Genomic DNA, 19,159 nt, shown 5'->3' with positions numbered 1-19,159 from the left:
GCCAGCTCCCGAATGGATCGGAGCGGATGGTTCGCCGGGACGAAGTCGGCAAGCTTGGCGACCGTGAACAACGACTCCTGAGTGACGTCTGCACCACGCATCCCACACCCTCACTATGGCTGAGGTCGATATCGCAAACAGAGGGCTTGAAAGCAAGCTCTAGCGCGGGAGAATTTCAACAAGCTGCTAGGCCTGGGGTGGGTTGGCGCGCCCTCTATCGACCGGGCGCACGGCCGGGTGGGGTCAACTGTGCACGGAGGCTGGAGTCTGGCGCAAAGATGCCGGGGAAGCGGGTGAGGAAGGCGCGCGGTGGCGGCACCAGCGCCGCCAGCTTGGCGATGAAGTCCAGCCGATCCCGTTCGACGTGCGTGGTGCCGTTCGGTCGCTTCGCGACACGCCTTCGCTTCGCTCGGTCGGCCACTGCGCGGCAACGCCCGCTGTGCTCGCTGCGCCTTCACTCGCTACGCTCGCTCGGTGCGCCACGGCGTCCTGAGCTGGTAGCGCACCCTTCCCTGCGGCGAGATCGACAAGCCCTGTCCTGAGCTTGGTCGAAAGGCGCTTCTCGCTGATTGCCGGACGCATGATGCACCGGCACAGCTCAGCAGCTTGTGGCTGTCGTGTGCCTCGACGGCCACGCCGGCATGCAGGGAGCAGCCGCCGACCTGGCCGGCATCGCCCTCCAGCGCGCCTGCGTCAGCGCGCAGCGTCTGCAGGGTGAAGACGGCACGGCGGCGGCGCGGCGCAGCCGCTTCCCGTTCATGCTCCGGTACGCTGCATCCTGGCTGCCGCGCCTGGCTGAGCACCGTGCCCCTTCTCACTCCACTGGCGCGGCTGAACCTCCGGCATGCGCTGGGCGTTCCATGGGTTTCCGACGGCGGAGCGCCGGCCGCCATCGCGAGCGGCCGGCCCGCTACTGGCGCGAATACACCTGCGCGCCGGCGGCGCGGAACTCGGCGGCCTTTTCCTCCATGCCGCGTGCCAGCGCCTCGGTGGCGTCGCCCACGCCCTTGTCCCTGGCGTAGTCGCGCACGTCCTGGGTGATCTTCATCGAGCAGAAGTGCGGGCCGCACATGGAGCAGAAGTGGGCGAGCTTGTGCGCTTCTTTGGGCAGGGTCTCGTCGTGGTACTCACGCGCCCGCTCGGGGTCGAGGCCAAGGTTGAACTGGTCCTCCCAGCGGAACTCGAAGCGCGCCTTGGAGAGCGCGTTGTCGCGCGCCTGCGCGCCGGGGTGGCCCTTGGCCAGATCGGCTGCATGGGCGGCGATCCTGTAGGCCATCAGGCCCTCGCGCACGTCCTCGCGATTGGGCAGGCCCAGGTGCTCCTTGGGCGTGACGTAGCAGAGCATCGCCGTGCCGAACCAGCCGATCATGGCCGCGCCAATGGCACTGGTGATGTGGTCGTAGCCGGGCGCGATGTCGGTGGTCAGTGGCCCGAGCGTGTAGAACGGCGCCTCGCCGCACTCGCGCAGCTGCTTGTCCATGTTTTCCTTGATCAGCTGCATCGGCACATGGCCGGGGCCTTCGATCATGGTCTGCACGTCGTGTTTCCAGGCGATCCTGGTCAGCTCACCCAGGGTTTCGAGCTCGGCGAACTGGGCGGCATCGTTGGCATCGGCGATGCTGCCGGGACGCAGGCCGTCGCCAAGGCTGAAGGCCACGTCGTAGGCCTTCATGATTTCGCAGATCTCCTCGAAATGGGTGTAGAGGAAATTTTCCTTGTGGTGCGCCAGGCACCACTTGGCCATGATCGAGCCGCCGCGGCTGACGATGCCGGTGACGCGGCGTGCGGTCAGCGGCACGTAGCGCAGCAGCACGCCGGCGTGGATGGTGAAGTAGTCCACGCCCTGCTCGGCCTGCTCGATCAGGGTGTCGCGGAAGATCTCCCAGGTCAGCTCCTCGGCCTTGCCGTCCACCTTCTCCAGCGCCTGGTAGATCGGCACCGTGCCGATCGGCACCGGCGAGTTGCGGATGATCCACTCGCGGGTTTCGTGGATGTGCTTGCCGGTGGACAGGTCCATCACCGTGTCCGCGCCCCAGCGGATCGCCCAGACCAGCTTCTCCACCTCCTCGGCAATGCCCGAGGACACCGCGGAGTTGCCGATGTTCGCATTGACCTTGGTGAGGAAGTTGCGGCCGATGATCATCGGCTCGCTCTCGGGGTGGTTGATGTTGCAGGGGATGATGGCGCGGCCGCGCGCGACCTCGTCGCGCACGAACTCGGGCGTGATTCGCTCGGGAATGTTCGCGCCGAAACGTTCACCCGGATGCTGGCGCAGCAGATGCGCCTCGCGGATCGCCTCGATGCGCTGGTTTTCGCGGATCGCGATGAACTCCATCTCGGGCGTGACGATGCCGCGGCGGGCATAGTGCATCTGGGTCACGTTGGCGCCGGCGCGCGCGCGACGCGGCGCGGCGAGGTTGGGGAAGCGCACCGCGTCGAGCTTCGCATCGGCCGCGCGACGACGGCCGAACTCGGAACTCGGCCCAGCGAGCACTTCGGTGTCGCCGCGCTCGGCGATCCAGTCCGCCCGCACCGCTGGCAGGCCGCGCGCCAGGTCGATCTTCGCCTCGGGGTCGGTGTAGGGGCCGGAGGTGTCGTAGACGGTGAACGGCGCGTTCTTCTCCGCCCCGAACACCCGCGGGGTGTCGCCGAGCGCGATCTCGCGCATCGGCACGCGCAGGTCCGGACGCGAGCCGACGACATGGATCTTGCGCGACCCCGGAATCGGGCGGGTGACGGATTCGGAAAGCTGCGCGGCCTGGCGCAGCAGCTCGGTGGGCACGGCATTCATGGCGTTCGTCCTGCAATGAGCTCGTCGTGAGCGGGACGAAGCGGGCGCGCCGGTGCGCGGGCACACGGCCCGGCAGCGAAGCTTCCCTACGCCGGTATCAGCCGGATCAGGTTCGAAGGGTCTGTCTCAGCCCGCGCTGCGCGTGGGCACCCCCGCTTCAGGCGCCTATTGGAGCACGGACGGCGGGGGTGTGCGAGGGGGGCGGGTTCGGCCACGGATTGAACTTGTCAGCGTGCGCCGCGGCCAGCGCCGGCACCTCGGTGCGCCCACATCCATTCCATGACGGATCCGCGTTGATCCGCGCCGACCCTCGGCGAAAAGCGTCTCCCCGTCACGCCGCACGCTGCACCCGGAACCACGCCGCGTACAGCGCCGGCAGGAACAGCAGGGTCAGCGCGGTGGCCACCAGCAGGCCGCCCATGATCGCCACCGCCATCGGCCCGAAGAACACGCTGCGCGACAGCGGGATCATCGCCAGCACCGCCGTCAGCGCGGTCAGCACGATCGGCCGGAAGCGGCGCACGGTGGCATCGACGATGGCCTGCCAGGGGGGGCTGCCGGCGGCGATGTCCTGCTCGATCTGGTCCACCAGGATGATCGCGTTGCGCATGATCATGCCCGACAGTGCGATGGTGCCGAGCATGGCGACGAAGCCGAACGGCACCCGTCCGATCAGCAGGAACGCCGTCACGCCGATCAGGCCCAGCGGCGCGGTCAGGAACACCAGCAGCGAGCGCGCGAAGCTCTTGAGCTGGATCATCAGCAGGGTGAACACCACCACCAGGAACAGCGGCATGCCGGCGGCGACCGAGCGCGAGCCGCGCGCCGAGTCCTCCACCGTACCGCCGATCTCCAGCCGGTAGCCCGGCGGCAGCGCGGCACGGACCGGATCGAGCCTGGGCGCGATCTCGGCCACCACCGAGGCCGGCAGCGCCTTGCCATAGATGTCGGCGCGCACGGTGACGGTGGGCAGGCGGTCGCGGTGCCAGATGACGCCTTCCTCGAAGCCGTACTCGAGCGTGGCGATCTGGCTCAGCGGTACACTGCGGCCACTGGCGGTGGGCACCGACAGGCTGGGCAGCAGGCTCAGGCTGGTGCGCTCAGCCTCCGGGCCGCGCAACAGGATCTCGATCAGCTCGTTGTCCTCGCGGTACTGGCTGACCGGCGTGCCCGACAGTGAGCCCTGCAGGAACCTGGCCAACGCCGCCGAGCTCACGCCTAGCGCGCGGGCACGCGCCTGGTCGAGCTGCAGGCGCACGACCTTGCTCGGCTCCTCCCAGTCGAGATGAACGTTGGTGACGTGGGGATTGGCGCGCAGCACGTCGGCGACCTCGCGCGCCAGTCGCCGCACTTCCGGGATGTGCTCGCCGGAGACACGCAGCTGCACCGGGTAGCCGACCGGCGGACCGTTCTCCAGCCGGGTCACCCGGGTCTGCAAGTCCGGGAAATGCTCCGCCAGGGTTTCGATCAGCCAGGCCCGCACCTGCTCGCGCGCCTCGATGTCGCGGGTGAGCAGCACGAACTGGGCGAAGCTGGCCTGCGGCAATTGCTGGTCGAGCGGCAGATAGAAGCGCGGCGCGCCGGTGCCGACATAGGCCACGTAGTTCTCGATACCCTCCTTCTCCCGCAGCAGCGCCTCCAGTTTGCGCGCCTGCGCCTCGGTGGCACGCAGGGAACTGCCCTCGGCCAACTTGAGATCCACCAGCAGCTCCAGCCGCGTCGAGGCCGGGAAGAACTGCTGCGGCACGAAGCGGAACAGCCCCACCGAGGCGACGAACAGCGCCACCGTGATCGCGATCACCAGCATGCGGCGGTCCACGCACCACTCGACCAGGGCGCGGAAGCGGCGGTAGAACGGCGTCGCGTACGGGTCGTGGCCGCCCTGCCCGCCGCCAGGCTTTCTGGTCAGGTCCGGCAGCAGCTTGTCGCCCAGATACGGCACGAACACCACCGCCGCGATCCAGCTCAGCAGCAACGCCAGCGTCACCACCTGGAATAGCGAGCGGGTGTACTCGCCGGTACTCGACGCCGCCGTGGCGATCGGCAGGAAGCCGGCCGCCGTCACCAGCGTGCCGGTGAGCATCGGGAAGGCGGTCGCCTTCCACATGAAGGCCGCGGCCTTCAGCCGGTCCCAGCCCTGCTCCATCTTCACCGCCATCATCTCCACCGCGATGATGGCGTCATCCACCAGCAGACCCAGCGCAAGCACCAGCGCGCCGAGCGAGATCTTGTGCAGGCCGATGCCGAAGTGGTGCATGCCGGCGAAGGTCATCGCCAGCACCAGCGGGATCGTCACCGCCACCACCAGCCCGGTGCGAAAACCCAGCGAGAAGAAGCTCACCAGCAGCACGATCGCCACCGCCTCGGCCAGCACCTTGACGAACTCGCCGACCGAGGCGCGCACGGCGCGTGGCTGATCGGCCACCTTGTGCAGGCTCATGCCGACCGGCAGCGTCTCCTGCAGGCGCGCGAACTCGGCCTCCAGCCGCTTTCCGAGCTGGAGGATGTTGCCGCCGTCGCGCATCGCCACCGCGATCCCGATGGCGTCCTCGCCCATGAAGCGCATGCGCGGCGCCGGCGGGTCGGAAAAGCCGCGTCGCACCTCGGCCACGTCGCCGATGCGGAAATCGCGGCCGGCCACACGGATCGGGAACTCGCCGATCGCCTCCACCGACTCGAACCGGCCCGATACCCGCAAGTGCACGCGGTCGGTGGGTGTCTCGAAGAAGCCGGCCGGCAGCACCGCGTTCTGCTCGTCGAGCGCGCGCTGCACCTCGGCCAGCGGCACGCCGAGCGTCGCCAGCTTGGTGTTCGACAGCTCGATCCAGATTTTTTCTTCCTGCAGGCCGATCAGCTCGACCTTGCCCACGTCCGGCACCCGCTGCAGCTCCAGCTGCAGGCGCTCGGCGTAGTCCTTCATGGTGGCGTAGTCGAAGCCGTCCGCCGTCAGCGCGTAGATGTTGCCGAAGGTGTCGCCGAACTCGTCGTTGAAGAACGGACCCACCACGCCCGGCGGCAGCGTGTGGCGGATGTCGCCGACCTTCTTGCGGATCTGGTACCACAGATCGGGCAGATCCTTCGAAGTCAGCGAATCCTTCGCCACGAAGATCACCTGCGACTCGCCCGGCCGCGAATAGGCGCGGATGAACTCGTAGCGCCCGGTCTCCATCAGCTTCTTCTCGATGCGCTCGGTGACCTGGCGCGCCACTTCTTCCGCGCTGGCGCCCGGCCACAGCGTGCGGACGACCATCGCCTTGAAGGTGAACGGCGGGTCCTCGCTCCGCCCCAGATGCAGGTAGGAGTAAACCCCGGTGACCGCCAGCAGCAGCATGGCGTAGAGCACCAGGCCGCGGTTGCGCAGCGACCACTCGGACAGGTTGAAGCGTTCCATCACGCGGACCTCAGGGCTGACCGGCGACGAGGGCGACCTCACGGTTCTCGCGGTCCACCGGCCTGACCTGCTGGCCTTCGCGCAGCAGATGGACGCCGGCCGCCACGATCCAGTCACCCGGTTCCAGACCGGCGCGCACCGGCACCCGGTCCTCACCGTAGGGACCGAGGTCGACGGCCACCCGCCGTACGCGCCTACTGGCCGGATCCACCCGCCACACGAACGGCGCGCCATCCTCGGCATGGATGGCCGACAGCGGCACCGTCAACTCGACCTGGCCGTTGCGTGCGACATACACCCGCGCACTCTGGCCGAGCTCGACCGCCGCGTCGGCGGTGAAGGCCACCCGCGCGGCGAAGGTGCGCGACTGCGGGTCGGCCGCCGGCGCCAGCTCGCGCAGCGTGCCGGGGAAGCGCTCGTTCTCGCGCGACCACAACACCACCGTCACCGGCAGGCCGATGGCGAACTGCCCGACCCGTTGTTCGGGCAGGCTGATCACCACCTCACGCTCGCCGTCCTGCGCCAGCACGAACACCGTCTGACCCGCCGCCACCACCTGTCCGGCCTCGACCAGGCGCTGCGCGATGACGCCGTCGGCTGGTGCGGCCAGTCGCGTGTAACCGGCCTGGTTTCGCGCCACCTCGTACTGCGCGCGCGTCTGCTCGACCCTCGCCTGGGCGGCGCGAAACGCGTTGTCGCGGGCCTCGAACAGCGAGCGGCTGACCAGCTGCTGCCCGACCAAAGCCAGGTAGCGCTCGCGCTCGGCGCGGGCAAGTTCCAGATCGGCTTCGGCCGCATCGAGCTGGGCCCGCGCGGCCTCCACCTGCAGGCGCGCATCTTCCGGGTCCAGCTCGGCCAAGACCTGACCGGCACGCACGCGGTCGCCCACCTCGACGTGACGGCGCGCCACCTTGCCGCCGATGCGGAAGGCCAGCGCCGGCTCGTGGCGGGCACGCACCTCGCCGGCGAAGGACTCGAACGCCGCGGCCGTCGGCACGGGCTGCACGACCATCGCCGGCCGCACCGGCTCGACTTCGCCGTTGCCGTTGCCGCAGGCGGCCAGCAGCAGGCCCAGCGCCATCGCCGCGCCCGCGTGGAGCGGATGTCTGGACATCGGGATTTCCTCGCGTTCCGCACGGAACTGAAATTGAACCGCCGGGTATAGTATAATTACAAGACCAGACAGTCCACTATTTGCCTGCCACGGAACAGTGATGCCCAAGCCACGTGCCAAACCCGCCGGGCCCGGCCGCCCCAAGGACCTGGAGAAGCGCCAGGCCATCCTCGACGCCGCCAAGCGCCTGTTCCCCCGCCACGGCTACGACGGCATCACCATGGACGCGATCGCCACCGAGGCCGGCGTCTCCAAGCTCACCGTCTACAGCCACTTCACCGACAAGGACACCCTGTTCACCGAGGCGGTGAAGGCCAAGTGCGAGGAGATGCTGCCGCACGCGGTGTTCGAGCTCGGCCCGGATGCCGGCCCGATCCGCGAGGTGCTGCTGACCATCGCCCGCCGCTTCCACCGCCTGGTGACCAGCGACGAGGCGGTACGCCTGCACCGGATCATGGCCGCGCAGGCGCCGGACAGCCCCAAGCTGGCCAAGCTGTTCTACGAGGCCGGCCCGCGCCGCACCCTGGCCGAATTCGAGGCCCTGCTGCGCCATGCCCACGATGCCGGCGCCCTCGACGTGCCCGACCCGGTTCGCTCGGCCGAGCATTTCTTTTGCCTGATCAAGGGCCTAAACCATCTGCGCGTGCTGATCGGTTGCTGCGAACCGCTGTCGGCGGAAGCGGCCGAGGCACACCTGCACAGCGTGGTCGACCTGTTCGTGCGGGCGCACGCGCCGGCCGGCAACCGCCGCTGACGCAACCATGGCGTGCCCGCCGGCATCCGGAGGCCACGCCGTCGAGAGCCAAGGAAAGACTGTCCCGCCAGCCCCCGTTCCATGCCGTCGCCCGATGCCTAGACTCGCTCCCGTCCTTCGCCGCCCGTCCCGCCCCCTGGCCGATGGTCACGATGACCTCCGGCACTACGGCGGCGTACGGGGCCTGACGGAAGCTTCGCTTTCCCGTGCCGGCTCCCGGACGTAAACTCTTGCGTCTTTTCGCATCAAGGATTTGCGCCAGATGGCAATCGATTTCGAGCAGGCCCGTCACGCCATGATCGAGCAGCAGGTGCGGCCCTGGGAGGTGCTGGACCCGCGCGTGCTTGAGACCCTGTCCGTGGTCAAGCGCGAGGACTACGTGCCACCGCGCTACCGCAAGCTTGCCTTCGCAGACCTGGCACTGCCGCTGGAGCATGGCGAGTTCATGATGAAGCCGGTGGTCGAAGGCCGCATGCTGCAGGCGCTCGATCTCGCCCCCGAGGACGACGTGCTGGAGATCGGCACCGGCTCGGGCTTCATCACCGCCTGTCTGGCGCGGCTGGCGCGCGCGGTGACCAGCATCGACATCCACGCCGACTTCGTCGAACGTGCGCGCCAGCGGCTGCTCGCCGACGGCATCACCAACGTGCGGCTGGAGACGGCCGACGCGCTGGCGTACGACCCCAGCCACCAGTTCGACGCGGTCTGTGTGACTGGAGCGGTGGCCGAAATTCCGCCCCGCTTCCTCGAATGGGTGCGGCCGGAAGGCCGGCTGTTCGTCGTGCGCGGCCACTCGCCGGTGCAGGAGGCCGTGCGCCTGGTGCGCCATGGCGAGCGCTGGGCGGAAGAGAGCCTGTTCGAAACCGACCTCCCCTACCTGCAGGGTGCCGCGCCAGTGAAGCGCTTCACCCTCTGATCCCGCTGACGAAAGGAACCCGCATGCGCTTCCGCCTCCGCCCCCTCAGCCTCGCCATCCTGCTGGGCACCGTCGCCGGCACCGCCGGCGCGGCCGACCTGATGCAGGCCTACGACCTCGCCCGCCAGAGCGACCCGCAGCTGGCCGCCGCCGAGAGCCAGATGCTGTCGCAGCGCGAAGGCGTGAACATCTCGCGCGCCAGTCTGCTGCCGCAGATCGACGGTGAAGCCAGCCTCTCCGACTTCGAGGGCGACAGCAGCGGCATCAGTGCCCGTCCCAATCCCGACGGCACGGTCGGCTTCGGCCCCAGCAGCGGCAGCAGCGACGACCGCACCCGCAGCTACACGCTGACCCTGCGGCAGTCGATCTACAACCACGGCAACTACACCGGCCTGCGCGCCAGCCGCGCCCGCGCCGACCGCGCCGCCGCCGACTACGAGGCCGCCAACCACGCGCTGATGGTTCGCGTCGCCGAGGCCTACTTCAACGTGCTCACCGCGATCGAGACGCTGGCCTCGGCCCGCGCCGAGGAGCGCGCCGTCAAGCGCCAGCTCGACCAGGCCGAAAAGCGCCTTGAAGTCGGCCTGTCGCCGATCACCGACGTGCACGAGGCACGCGCCCGCCACGACAGCGCCCGTGCCGCCGCGATCTCCGCCGAAACCGCCCTGGACGACGCCCGCGAGGCGCTGGCCGAGATCACCGGCCGCGCCCTGTACGGCCTCAAGGGCCTGGGGCCGGACTTCCGGCCGACCGCGCCGACGCCGGAAGACGCCGAAGCCTGGGTGAAGCTGGCACTCGGCCAGAATCCGGCGCTGCGCTCGCGCCTGCTGGCGCTGCAGGCTGCCGACCACGACATCGGCACCGCCCGCGCCGGCCATCTGCCGACACTCAGCGCCTCGGTGCGCCGCTTCGACACCGCGACCTGGGGCGAGACCACCTCGAACACCGTGACCTTCCCCTCCACCAGCGCGCGCGACAACACCACCGTCGGCCTGACCCTGACCGTGCCGCTGTTCGCCGGCGGCGCCACCCAGGCCCGGGTGCGCCAGGCGATCCACAGCCGCGACGCGATCGCCGACCAGTACGAGCAGGAGCAGCGCGCGGTGATCCGCCAGACCCGCAACGCCTACCGCTCGCTGCTGGCCGGCCTGAGCGAGATCGACGCCCGCCAGCAGGCGCTGGTGTCGGCGCGCAGCGCGCTGGAGGCCACCGAGGCCGGCTTCGAGGTCGGCACCCGCACCATCGTCGACGTGCTGATCAGCCAGCAGCAGCTCTACCAGGCGCAGCGCGAATACGCCCGCGCCCGTCACGGCTTCCTGGTCAACGGGCTGCGCCTGAAGCAGGCCGCCGGCAACATCGAGATCGGCGACGTGCAGTCGGTGAACCGCCTGCTGGTGGCCGACGCCGAAGCCGCACTGGACACCGTCACCGAGTAAGCCGCCGCGGCCCGCCGCCCGCGCCTCAGCGGGCGGCGGGGAACACGTTCTCGATCAGCGCCAGCGTGCGCGCCAGCGCGCCGCGCTCGTGCTCGACCACACGCCGCCCGGCCTCGCCCATCGCCTGCCGCACGCCCGGCTCGCCGAGCAGCCGGATCAGTTCCCGCGCCAGCGCATCGGCATCCTCCACCGCATGCAGCGCGCCCTCGCGGGCCAGCATCGCGGTCGCCTCGGCAAAATTGAAGGTGTGCGGGCCGACCAGCGCCGGCACGCCCAGCGCCGCCGGCTCCATCACGTTGTGACCGCCGATCGCCTGCAGGCTGCCGCCGACGAAGGCGACGTCCGAGACGGCGTAGAAGTTCATCAGGTCGCCGAGCGTGTCGATCACGAAGCACTGCGTGTCCGGCCGTGGCAATTCGTCCTGGCTGCGGCAGGCGGTGACCAGGCCGGCGCTGCGCGCCGCTTCGATCACCTGCGCGAAACGCTCGGGATGGCGCGGCGCCCACAGCAGCAGCGCGTCGGGGAAGTGCTGGCGCACCCGCGCGTGGGCGCGCAGCACCAGCGGCTCTTCCTGCTCGTGGGTGCTGGCCGCCACCCAGACCGGCCGGTACGCGCCCCAGACGCTGCGCCAGGCCGCCGCCGCCGCCTCCAGCCCCTCGGGCACGCCCTGGTGGTACTTGAGGTTGCCGACCACGTGCAGCCGCGCCGGGTCGGCGCCGAGCGCGATCAACCGCTGCGCATCCGGCGCCGACTGCGCCGCGACCAGCGCCGCGCTGCGGATCGCCTCGCGCACCAGCGGGCGGACCGGCCCGTAACCGCGCAGCGACTTCTCGCTCAGGCGCGCGTTCGCCACCACCACCGGAATGCCGCGCAGCCGGCAGGCGTGGAACAGGTTCGGCCAGATCTCGGTCTCCATGATCACCGCCAGCGCCGGCCGCACGCGGTCGAGGAAGCGGTTCACCGGCCCGTGCAGGTCGTAGGGCAGATAGACGTGGAAGACCGAGTCGCCCCACAGCCTGCGTACCCGCGCCGAGCCGGTGGGGGTGATCGAGGTGACCACGATGCGCCGCTCCGGGTACCGTTCGCGCAGCGCCGCCAGCAGCGGCGCGGCGGCGTTGGTCTCGCCGACCGAGACCGCGTGCACCCAGATCGTGTCGCGCAGGCCGTGGTCGGGAAAGCGGCCGAAGCGCTCGCCCCAGCGGGCGAGGTAGTCGCGCTGGTCGAGGCCGCGCAACGCCAGGCGCAGCAGCATCAGCGGCATCAACAGCCGCAGCACCAGGGAGTAGAAGGCGCGCAGCAGGCGCAGGCCGAGGGGTTCTTGCATCGGCGAAGGATAGCCGCCGGCGACGATGCGAGGAACGGCGTGACTCGGGACTGGGGATAAGCGCATCGAAGCCTCGTCATCCAGGGCAGGCCGGAGTCCATGTCGGTCCTGGCTCCGGAGACATCCCCGGAATGGCTCCCGGCTCGCACCGGTGCGCCCGCTCACGCATCGCCGCATGGCCCCACACTGATCCGGCGCGCGGAACCCCTACAATGCCGCGATGGCATCGTCGTCCTCATCCCTGCCACCGCCCCCCCTGTCTCCCCGCCATTGGCCGACCTGGTTCGGCATCGGCCTGCTGTGGCTGCTCGCGCGCCTGCCCTGGCCGCTGCAGCGTGGCCTCGGGCATGCCTTGGGCGCGCTGCTGCACGCCGTGGCCGGCACGCGCCGCCGCGCCGCCGCGCGCAATCTGGAGGTGTGCTTCCCCGAGCTCGATGCGCAGGCCCGCGCGAGGCTGTTGCGCGAGCACTTCGCCGCGCTCGGCGTCGGCCTGTTCGAGTTCGCCCGCGCCTGGTGGGGCTCGGTGACGCCGATGCGGCGCACGGTGCGCATCGAGGGACTGGAAAACCTGGAAGCCGCCCGCGCCGGCGGCCGCGGCATGCTGCTGGTGTCCGGCCACTTCACCACCCTGGAGCTCTGCGGCCGGCTGCTCTGCGACCACGTGCCGCTGGCCGGCATGTACCGGCGGCACGACTCCCCGGCGATGGAGTGGGCGGTCAAGCGCGGCCGGTTGCGCTACGCCAGCGCCATGTTCACCAAGGACGAGCTGCGCGCCAGCGTGCGCCACCTCAAGCAGGGCGGCCTGCTGTGGTACGCGCCCGACCAGGACATGCAGGGCAAGGACACCGTGTTCGCGCCGTTCTTCGGCATCCCGGCCTCGACCATCACCGCCACCCATCAGCTCGCGCGGCTGACCGGCGCGGCGGTGGTGCCGTTCTTCCACCGCCGCCAGGGCGGACGCTACCTCCTGCGCATCGCGCCGGCCCTGGCGGACTTCCCCTCCGACGACCCGGTCGCCGACACCGCCCGCGTCAACGCCGCCATCGAGGCGATGGCACGCGAGGCGCCGGCGCAATACCTGTGGGTGCATCGCCGCTTCAAACGGCGGCCGCCGGGCGCGGCGCCGGTGTACTGATCAGCGCCGCGCCAGCAGCGCGCCGGCGTAAAGCCCGGCCAGCAGCAGCACCGTGCCGCCCCAGAAGGTCGAATACACCGCCAGGTGGGTGTTGAGCGGGAACAGCACCAGCACCAGCGCCAGCGCCGGCGCACGGGCGCGGGCGCGCGCCGCCGCCTCCGCGCGCCGCCACGCGCGCAGGCCGAAGGCGATGCCGGCGAACCACAGCGCCAGGCCGAGCAGGCCGGTCTCGGCCGCCACCTCCAGCAGCCACTGGTGCGCGTGCAGCGCCTCGCCCTCGCCCCAGGCCTGTTCGACATGGGGCGCGTAATCGGGATAGGCGACGCGATACCCGCGCACGCCGACGCCGTTGACCGGGTAATCGGCCAGCATCCGCAGCGCCGCCTCCCAGATCACCAGCCGCCCGGACAGCGCGTGGTCGAGGCCGCCGGCCGCGCCGTCGAACACGGCGGCGGTACGCTCCAGGCGCTCCGCCAGGCGCTCGGAGAACAGCGCGCCGGCGCCGACCGCCAACACGGCTGCCACCGCGCCGCCGAGCAGCACGCCGCGCAGGCCGAAGATCCGCCAGCCGGTCGCCGACAGCGCCAGCGCCAGCATCAGCCAGCCCGCACGCGCGCCGGCCAGCATCACCACCACGATCAGCGCGAGCGCGGCGGCACTCCAGCCCAGGCGGCCGTAACGCGCATGCGCGGCGTACAGCGTGAACGGCGACAGCGCCGCCAGCACCAGCCCGAGCTTGGGATTGTGCGCGCCGAAAATGCCGGTCAGGCGCACGCTGGATTCGCCGCCGAGACTGAAGCCGGTCACCGCCTGCACCAGCCCGTCGAGGCACCACAGCGTGGCGATCGCCGCCAGTCCGGAGAATGTCAGCCGGCGCAGGCGCGGCGTCGCCACCGCCAGCGCCGCCAGCCACAGGAACGGCAGGTAGCGCAGATCGACGATCACCTCGTGCCAGGCGCGGCGCGCGTCGAGCGCATCGACGGCCGAGAACAGCTGCGGCAGCCAGTAGGCGAGGAAGAACAGGCTGCACAGCGCCATCGCCTCCGGCGCGAGCGCAGCGCGGCGGGAAGCCAGCGCCAGCAACGCAGCCAGCCCGCCGAGCACCAGCACCGCCTCGGCCGGAGCACCGGTCGGCCACAACGCCACGAAGGCGAGCAGCGTCCAGGCCGGCCAGCGCGGCGCGTGTTCAGCCGGCGAGGCGTTCATACAGTTCGAGCGTGGCGCGCTGCATGGCCGCGAGCGTATACGGAATCGCCGCCGGCGGGGACGGCGGCGCGGCCAGCAGCGTCCGCGCCCGCGCGTGCAGGGCCGCCGCATCGCCCGGCGCCACGGCGCCGGCGGGATACAGCTCGCCCAGCAGCTCGCCGACACCGCCGTGCGCCCAGCCCAGCACCGGCCGGCCGCTCGCCAGCGCTTCGACCACGGTGCGCCCGAACGCCTCCGGCTTGGCGGAGAGCTGCAGCACCAGGTCGCTGACCGCATAGGCTTCGCGGATGTCGCTGCGCGGCGCGTCGATCGCCAGCGCGTCGTCCACGCCGAGCCGGCGCGCCTGCGCCCGCAGCTGGTCGAGGTAACGCTCGCGTCCCGCCTCGCGCGCCCCCAGCAGCCACAGCCGTGCGTCGATGCCCGCACCGCGCAGCGCGGCCAGCAGCGCGATCGCCTCGGCATGGCCCTTCAGCCGCGTGCCGCGCGCCGGCAACAGCAGCAGGCGGCCGCCCTGAAGCTGCGGGAACTCGGCGCGTAAGCGCGCCAGCCACTCCGCCTCGGGCGTGAAGCCACGCGGAAACTCGGCCGGATCGATGCCGCGCGGGATCACACACAGCCGCGCCGGGTCGGTGTCGGGATAGTGGCGCAACAGGTACTCGCGCACCGTCCGCGACACGCAGATCACGCGCTCGCCGCGCGCCATGATGCGGCTGTAGCGCGAAGGCGAATTCAGCCCGTGCACGGTGGTGAGGAAATGCGGACGACGCCCGCGCATGCCGTGCACGGCCAGCCAGGCCAGCCAGGCCGGCAGCCGCGAACGGGCGTGGACGATGTCCGGCGCCAGGTCGCCGAACAGCCGCCGCAGCGTGCGCACATGGCGCAGCGTGAGCAGCGACTTGCGGCCGATATCGAGCCTGACGTGCTCGCTGCCGCCCGCCTCCAGTGCGGCCTGCAGCCGGCCACCGGCGGAAACGACGATGGAACGGTGCCCGGCCGCGACCAGCGCGGCGGCGATCTCGAGGGTGGAGCGCTCGACGCCGCCGGACTCCAGCGCCGGCAGCAGCTGCATGACGGTGAGCCGGCGCACGCGCGGGGCGCCCGTGGCCGGTCAGTCCTTCAGCACGTACTGCGCGCCGCAGTACGGGCAGGTGCTGCGCCCGTCCTCGGCCTCGATCGGCAGGTAGACGCGCGGATGCGAGTTCCACAGCGCCATCGACGGCATCGGGCAGCTCAGCGGCAGGTCGGCGCGGGAGACCTCGTACACGCGCTCGGCGTTGGCCTGGCGGAGGCTGGAATCGGTCTGCGTCATGACGGCGACGGGTCTTCGGAAACGGGAGGCGGATTATAGCGCCGGGGCGGGGATCCGAGGCTCCGGACGGCGGCGGGAGGAGGTGGCCTGGCGGGCGTATCGTGCCCACTGGCCGCCAGCTCCACCCGTGCCGCAGGCGGCGACCGGAAACGCCGCGCCTCTGCCGCTCGCGGCCGGCGCCGCTCCCGGGGACCCGGGCATCGGCTGCACCCGCCGGCAGCCTTGGCCGTCGGGCCGTCGGGCCGTCGGTCTCCGGCAGACGATCGCGTCTTCCCGCCATGACCTTGGGCGGGCCTTGTGGCCGCCATCGTCCGCCCCCACTGAAGGATCTCATGCCAGCGGAGGCCCCATGCGCGACACCTTCCACGCCACCACCATCGTCTCGGTCCGCCGCAACGGCCGCGTCGTCGTCGCCGGCGACGGCCAGGTCACGCTCGGCAACACGGTGATGAAGGGCAATGCCCGCAAGGTGCGCCGCCTCGCCGACGGCAAGGTGCTGGCCGGCTTCGCCGGCGCCGCCGCCGATGCCTTCACCCTGTTCGAACTGTTCGAGGCCGAGCTGAACAAGCATGGCGGCCAGCTGGTGCGGGCCGCGGTGGAGCTGGCCAAGCAGTGGCGCACCGACCGCCGGCTGGGCAAGCTCGAAGCGCTGCTGGCGGTGGCCGACCGCGACACTTCGCTGATCGTCTCCGGCAACGGCGACATCATCGAGCCCGAGGACGGCCTGATCGCCATCGGCTCCGGCGGCCCGTTCGCGCTCAGCGCGGCGCGCGCCCTGCTCGGCCACACTTCGCTCGAAGCCCGCGCCGTCGCCGAGGAAGCGCTCAAGATCGCCGGCAGCATCTGCATCTACACCAACACCAACATCACGGTCGAAGAGTTGTGATGTCCCGCAGCGATGAAGGCAGGGCAGGCCCGCCTCTCGCTTCATCCCGCTCTTCCCGCTCCCGGCTCCCGGTGTCCCATTCCCGTCCGCGACCATGAACATGACCCCACGAGAGATCGTCCAGGAGCTCGACAAGTACATCGTCGGGCAGAACGCCGCCAAGCGCGCGGTCGCCATCGCGCTGCGCAACCGCTGGCGCCGCATGCAGCTCGACCCGGCCATGCGCGACGAGGTGATGCCGAAGAACATCCTGATGATCGGCCCCACCGGCGTGGGCAAGACCGAGATCGCGCGCCGCCTGGCGGCGCTGGCCAACGCACCGTTCGTCAAGGTCGAGGCCACCCGCTTCACCGAGGTCGGCTACGTCGGCAAGGACGTCGAGCAGATCATCCGCGACCTGGCCGACTCGGCGGTCAAGATGTTCCGCGAGCAGGCCAAGGCGCGGGTGCGCACCCAGGCCGAGGAGCGCGCCGAGGACCGCATCCTCGATGCGTTGCTGCCCAAGCGGCGTGGTCCTGGCTTCATCCGCGAGATCGAGCAGGACGGCGGCGACACCGAGACCCGCGCCAAGCTCCGCCGCGCGCTGCGCGCCGGCGAGCTCGACGAACGCGAGATCGAGCTGGAGTTCTCGCTCAGCGTCGGCGTCGACATCATGGCCCCGCCCGGCATGGAGGAGATGGGCCAGCAGCTCAGGCAGCTGTTCTCGCAGATCGGCGGACAGAAGTCGCAGACCCGCACGCTGGCGATCCGTGCCGCACGTCCGCTGCTGATCGAGGAGGAGGCCGCCAGGCTGGTCAACGAGGACGAGATCCGGCAGCAGGCCCTGGAAGCCTGCGAGCAGAACGGCATCGTCTTCATCGACGAGATCGACAAGGTCGCCAAGCGCGGCGAGGGCGTCGGCGCCGACGTCTCGCGCGAGGGCGTGCAGCGCGACCTGCTGCCGCTGGTGGAGGGCTCGGTGGTCAGCACCAAGTACGGCAGCGTGCGCACCGACCACATCCTGTTCATCGCCTCCGGCGCCTTCCATCTGGCCAAGCCGTCCGACCTGATCCCGGAGCTGCAGGGCCGCTTCCCGATCCGTGTCGAGCTGGGTGCGCTCGGCCGCGAGGATTTCGTGCGCATCCTCACCGAGCCGCACAACGCGCTGACCAGGCAGTACGTGGCCTTGCTGGGCACCGAGGGCGTCGGACTGGAATTCACCGCCGACGCCATCGAACGCATCGCCGAGATCGCGTTCCAGGTCAACGAGCGCCAGGAGAACATCGGCGCGCGACGCCTGCACACCGTGCTCGAGCGGCTGCTCGACGAACTCTCCTACGTCGCGCCCGACCGCAGCGGCGACCAGGTGACCATCGACGCCGCCTATGTCGACCGGCACCTCGGCGGCCTGGTGCAGGACGTCGATCTGTCGCGCTACATCCTCTGACCCGCCACCCCTGTGGGAGCGGCCTGGGTCGCGGCCGGAAGGCGGGGCACAGGTGAAGACGGGCGCGGCGAGGGAGAGCACGGGACTCGACGAGCCGGCATTTTTCCTCGTTTCTCACTCCTCTTCACTCACTCCTCAGGTTTTCCCGGTCACGGCTGAAGCCGCCCACCGCACAAGGCTCCGACATGACTGCGCCACACCCCACCGCCATCACCCTGCATCGCGCCTCGCACGTGCTGGAGGTCGCCTTCGACGACGGCGCGGTGTTCCGCCTGCCCTGCGAATACCTGCGGGTGGAGTCGCCCAGCGCCGAGGTGCAGGGCCACGGCCCCGGGCAGAAGGTGCTGGTGGCCGGCAAACGCGACGTCAACATCGCCGCCATCGAGCCGGTCGGCCACTACGCGGTGCTGCTGCGCTTCGACGACGGCCACGCCAGCGGCATCTACAGCTGGCAGACCCTGTACACGCTCGGCCGCGAGTACGACACGCGCTGGGCTGGCTACCTGAAGGCACTGCAGGCCGCGGGCCTGTCGCGTGATCCCTGAGCACGGCCGGGCCGCGCCGGCCGGTGCGATAATCGCGGCATGAACGCCAACGCCCCCCACACCGACCGCCGCGCCGACCGCCACGCCGACGGCCACGCCACCGACACCACCCACTTCGGCTTCCGCGAGGTGCCGGTCGCCGAGAAGCAGAGGCTGGTCGGCCAGGTGTTCAGCTCGGTCGCGCGCAGCTACGACCTGATGAACGACCTGATGTCGTTCGGCATCCACCGGCTGTGGAAGCGTTACTTCGTCGCCACCGCCGGCGTGCGCCGCGGCGACCGGGTACTCGACCTCGCCGGCGGCACCGGCGACATCGCCGCACTGCTGCACGAACGCGTCGGCGACACCGGCGAGGTGGTGCTGGGCGACATCAACGGCGACATGCTGCGGGTCGGCCGCGACCGGCTCACCGACCGCGGCCTGGTGCGCGGACTGCATTACGTGCAGCTCAACGCCGAGGCGCTGCCGTTCCCCGACGGCCATTTCGACACGGTCACCATCGCCTTCGGCCTGCGCAACGTCACCGACAAGCAGGCCGCGCTGGGCGAGATGCAGCGCGTGCTCAAGGTCGGCGGCCGCGCGTTGGTGCTGGAGTTCTCCGAGGTGAGGCCGGCCTGGTTCCGGCCGATCTACGACTTCCACTCCTTCCAGGTGCTGCCGCGCCTGGGCCGGCTGTTCGCCGGCGACGCCGACAGCTACCGCTACCTCGCCGAATCGATCCGCCGGCATCCGCCGCAGGATGCGCTCAAGGCGATGATGGAGCGGGCCGGCTTCTCCCGCTGCGGCTACCGCAACCTGTCCGGCGGCATCGTCGCGATCCACAGCGGCTGCAAGGCCTGAGCAACCGCCTTGGCCGCCGGGAGCGTCCCCGGAGGTGACCGCCGACCGCTTCTCTCCCGGCGCTCTCGGTTAGACTCGGCAGCGCC

The 19,159-nt window shown here is 70.8% G+C and carries 15 protein-coding genes, 1 pseudogene and 1 riboswitch; of the genes and pseudogenes, 8 read left to right on the top strand and 8 right to left on the bottom strand.

Annotation, left to right across the window (positions count from 1 at the left end; translation table 11 throughout):
• Nucleotides 1-229: 229 nt before the first annotated feature.
• The 4 genes and pseudogenes from HNQ58_RS13320 to HNQ58_RS03485 all read right to left on the bottom strand — a co-directional run.
• Nucleotides 230-728: pseudogene (locus tag HNQ58_RS13320) on the bottom strand (transposase); the annotation flags it as partial.
• Between the two features lie 182 nt (nucleotides 729-910).
• Complete coding sequence (gene thiC, locus HNQ58_RS03495) at nucleotides 911-2,791, bottom strand: phosphomethylpyrimidine synthase ThiC (RefSeq protein ID WP_183947396.1); 1,881 nt, start codon at nucleotides 2,789-2,791, stop codon at nucleotides 911-913.
• A 65-nt stretch (nucleotides 2,792-2,856) separates the two neighbouring features.
• Nucleotides 2,857-2,955, bottom strand: a riboswitch (TPP riboswitch).
• A gap of 167 nt (nucleotides 2,956-3,122) precedes the next feature.
• On the bottom strand, nucleotides 3,123-6,182 hold the full coding sequence (locus HNQ58_RS03490; RefSeq protein WP_183947395.1) for an efflux RND transporter permease subunit: 3,060 nt from the start codon (nucleotides 6,180-6,182) through the stop codon (nucleotides 3,123-3,125).
• Nucleotides 6,183-6,192: 10 nt separating this feature from the next.
• Complete coding sequence (locus tag HNQ58_RS03485; protein WP_183947394.1) at nucleotides 6,193-7,296, bottom strand: efflux RND transporter periplasmic adaptor subunit; 1,104 nt, start codon at nucleotides 7,294-7,296, stop codon at nucleotides 6,193-6,195.
• 100 nt (nucleotides 7,297-7,396) lie between these two features.
• Between HNQ58_RS03485 and HNQ58_RS03480 the strand changes: the two genes are divergently transcribed.
• The 3 genes from HNQ58_RS03480 to HNQ58_RS03470 all read left to right on the top strand — a co-directional run bounded on the left by HNQ58_RS03480 (nucleotide 7,397) and on the right by HNQ58_RS03470 (nucleotide 10,402).
• A complete protein-coding gene (locus HNQ58_RS03480; RefSeq protein WP_183947393.1) occupies nucleotides 7,397-8,050 on the top strand; it encodes a TetR/AcrR family transcriptional regulator in 654 nt (217 codons plus the stop codon).
• Between the two features lie 262 nt (nucleotides 8,051-8,312).
• Nucleotides 8,313-8,966, top strand: coding sequence for a protein-L-isoaspartate O-methyltransferase family protein (locus tag HNQ58_RS03475; protein ID WP_183947392.1), 654 nt, complete (start codon nucleotides 8,313-8,315; stop codon nucleotides 8,964-8,966).
• Nucleotides 8,967-8,989: 23 nt separating this feature from the next.
• On the top strand, nucleotides 8,990-10,402 hold the full coding sequence (locus HNQ58_RS03470; RefSeq protein ID WP_183947391.1) for a TolC family outer membrane protein: 1,413 nt from the start codon (nucleotides 8,990-8,992) through the stop codon (nucleotides 10,400-10,402).
• Between the two features lie 25 nt (nucleotides 10,403-10,427).
• Here HNQ58_RS03470 and waaA read toward each other — a convergent pair whose 3' ends face one another.
• Nucleotides 10,428-11,726: a lipid IV(A) 3-deoxy-D-manno-octulosonic acid transferase gene (waaA, locus tag HNQ58_RS03465; protein ID WP_183947390.1), complete on the bottom strand. Its 1,299-nt coding sequence runs from the start codon at nucleotides 11,724-11,726 to the stop codon at nucleotides 10,428-10,430.
• A gap of 220 nt (nucleotides 11,727-11,946) precedes the next feature.
• Between waaA and lpxL the strand changes: the two genes are divergently transcribed.
• On the top strand, nucleotides 11,947-12,861 hold the full coding sequence (gene lpxL, locus HNQ58_RS03460) for an LpxL/LpxP family Kdo(2)-lipid IV(A) lauroyl/palmitoleoyl acyltransferase (RefSeq protein ID WP_183947389.1): 915 nt from the start codon (nucleotides 11,947-11,949) through the stop codon (nucleotides 12,859-12,861).
• Here the strand turns inward: lpxL and HNQ58_RS03455 are convergent, their stop codons facing one another.
• Genes HNQ58_RS03455 through HNQ58_RS03445 form a run of 3 tightly spaced genes read right to left on the bottom strand, consistent with a single transcriptional unit; the run spans nucleotide 12,862 to nucleotide 15,376 of the window.
• The gene (locus HNQ58_RS03455; RefSeq protein WP_183947388.1) at nucleotides 12,862-14,067 is read right to left on the bottom strand and encodes an O-antigen ligase family protein; all 1,206 of its coding nucleotides are present in this window, start codon (nucleotides 14,065-14,067) and stop codon (nucleotides 12,862-12,864) included.
• Nucleotides 14,048-15,154, bottom strand: coding sequence for a glycosyltransferase (locus tag HNQ58_RS03450; RefSeq protein WP_183947387.1), 1,107 nt, complete (start codon nucleotides 15,152-15,154; stop codon nucleotides 14,048-14,050). The genes HNQ58_RS03455 and HNQ58_RS03450 overlap by 20 nt, the downstream gene beginning before the upstream one ends.
• Before the next feature lie 21 nt (nucleotides 15,155-15,175).
• On the bottom strand, nucleotides 15,176-15,376 hold the full coding sequence (locus tag HNQ58_RS03445; RefSeq protein ID WP_183947386.1) for a zinc-finger domain-containing protein: 201 nt from the start codon (nucleotides 15,374-15,376) through the stop codon (nucleotides 15,176-15,178).
• Between the two features lie 349 nt (nucleotides 15,377-15,725).
• On the opposite strand from HNQ58_RS03445, the gene hslV reads away from it, so the two are divergent.
• The 4 genes from hslV to ubiE all read left to right on the top strand — a co-directional run bounded on the left by hslV (nucleotide 15,726) and on the right by ubiE (nucleotide 19,073).
• On the top strand, nucleotides 15,726-16,262 hold the full coding sequence (gene hslV, locus HNQ58_RS03440) for an ATP-dependent protease subunit HslV (RefSeq protein WP_183947385.1): 537 nt from the start codon (nucleotides 15,726-15,728) through the stop codon (nucleotides 16,260-16,262).
• 100 nt (nucleotides 16,263-16,362) lie between these two features.
• Nucleotides 16,363-17,688: an ATP-dependent protease ATPase subunit HslU gene (gene hslU, locus HNQ58_RS03435; RefSeq protein WP_484573256.1), complete on the top strand. Its 1,326-nt coding sequence runs from the start codon at nucleotides 16,363-16,365 to the stop codon at nucleotides 17,686-17,688.
• A gap of 185 nt (nucleotides 17,689-17,873) precedes the next feature.
• Entirely contained in the window at nucleotides 17,874-18,233 is a 360-nt protein-coding gene (locus HNQ58_RS03430) for a gamma-butyrobetaine hydroxylase family protein (protein WP_183947383.1), read from the top strand.
• Nucleotides 18,234-18,272: 39 nt separating this feature from the next.
• Nucleotides 18,273-19,073, top strand: coding sequence for a bifunctional demethylmenaquinone methyltransferase/2-methoxy-6-polyprenyl-1,4-benzoquinol methylase UbiE (ubiE, locus tag HNQ58_RS03425; RefSeq protein ID WP_183947382.1), 801 nt, complete (start codon nucleotides 18,273-18,275; stop codon nucleotides 19,071-19,073).
• The last annotated feature ends 86 nt before the right edge of the window (nucleotides 19,074-19,159 follow it).

It is taken from the genome of Rehaibacterium terrae (assembly GCF_014202935.1).
GTDB lineage: Bacteria > Pseudomonadota > Gammaproteobacteria > Xanthomonadales > Xanthomonadaceae > Rehaibacterium > Rehaibacterium terrae.
This window is presented reverse-complemented; position numbering and strand designations above follow the sequence as displayed.

Excerpts from the sequence above, each read along its gene's own strand:
- thiC (WP_183947396.1), bottom strand. The coding sequence starts at position 2,791 with ATGAATGCCGTGCCCACCGAGCTGCTGCGCCAGGCCGCGCAGCTTTCC.
- HNQ58_RS03490 (WP_183947395.1), bottom strand. The coding sequence starts at position 6,182 with ATGGAACGCTTCAACCTGTCCGAGTGGTCGCTGCGCAACCGCGGCCTG.
- HNQ58_RS03485 (WP_183947394.1), bottom strand. The coding sequence starts at position 7,296 with ATGTCCAGACATCCGCTCCACGCGGGCGCGGCGATGGCGCTGGGCCTG.
- HNQ58_RS03480 (WP_183947393.1), top strand. The coding sequence starts at position 7,397 with ATGCCCAAGCCACGTGCCAAACCCGCCGGGCCCGGCCGCCCCAAGGAC.
- HNQ58_RS03475 (WP_183947392.1), top strand. The coding sequence starts at position 8,313 with ATGGCAATCGATTTCGAGCAGGCCCGTCACGCCATGATCGAGCAGCAG.
- HNQ58_RS03470 (WP_183947391.1), top strand. The coding sequence starts at position 8,990 with ATGCGCTTCCGCCTCCGCCCCCTCAGCCTCGCCATCCTGCTGGGCACC.
- waaA (WP_183947390.1), bottom strand. The coding sequence starts at position 11,726 with ATGCAAGAACCCCTCGGCCTGCGCCTGCTGCGCGCCTTCTACTCCCTG.
- lpxL (WP_183947389.1), top strand. The coding sequence starts at position 11,947 with ATGGCATCGTCGTCCTCATCCCTGCCACCGCCCCCCCTGTCTCCCCGC.
- HNQ58_RS03455 (WP_183947388.1), bottom strand. The coding sequence starts at position 14,067 with ATGAACGCCTCGCCGGCTGAACACGCGCCGCGCTGGCCGGCCTGGACG.
- HNQ58_RS03445 (WP_183947386.1), bottom strand. The coding sequence starts at position 15,376 with ATGACGCAGACCGATTCCAGCCTCCGCCAGGCCAACGCCGAGCGCGTG.
- hslV (WP_183947385.1), top strand. The coding sequence starts at position 15,726 with ATGCGCGACACCTTCCACGCCACCACCATCGTCTCGGTCCGCCGCAAC.
- hslU (WP_484573256.1), top strand. The coding sequence starts at position 16,363 with ATGACCCCACGAGAGATCGTCCAGGAGCTCGACAAGTACATCGTCGGG.
- HNQ58_RS03430 (WP_183947383.1), top strand. The coding sequence starts at position 17,874 with ATGACTGCGCCACACCCCACCGCCATCACCCTGCATCGCGCCTCGCAC.
- ubiE (WP_183947382.1), top strand. The coding sequence starts at position 18,273 with ATGAACGCCAACGCCCCCCACACCGACCGCCGCGCCGACCGCCACGCC.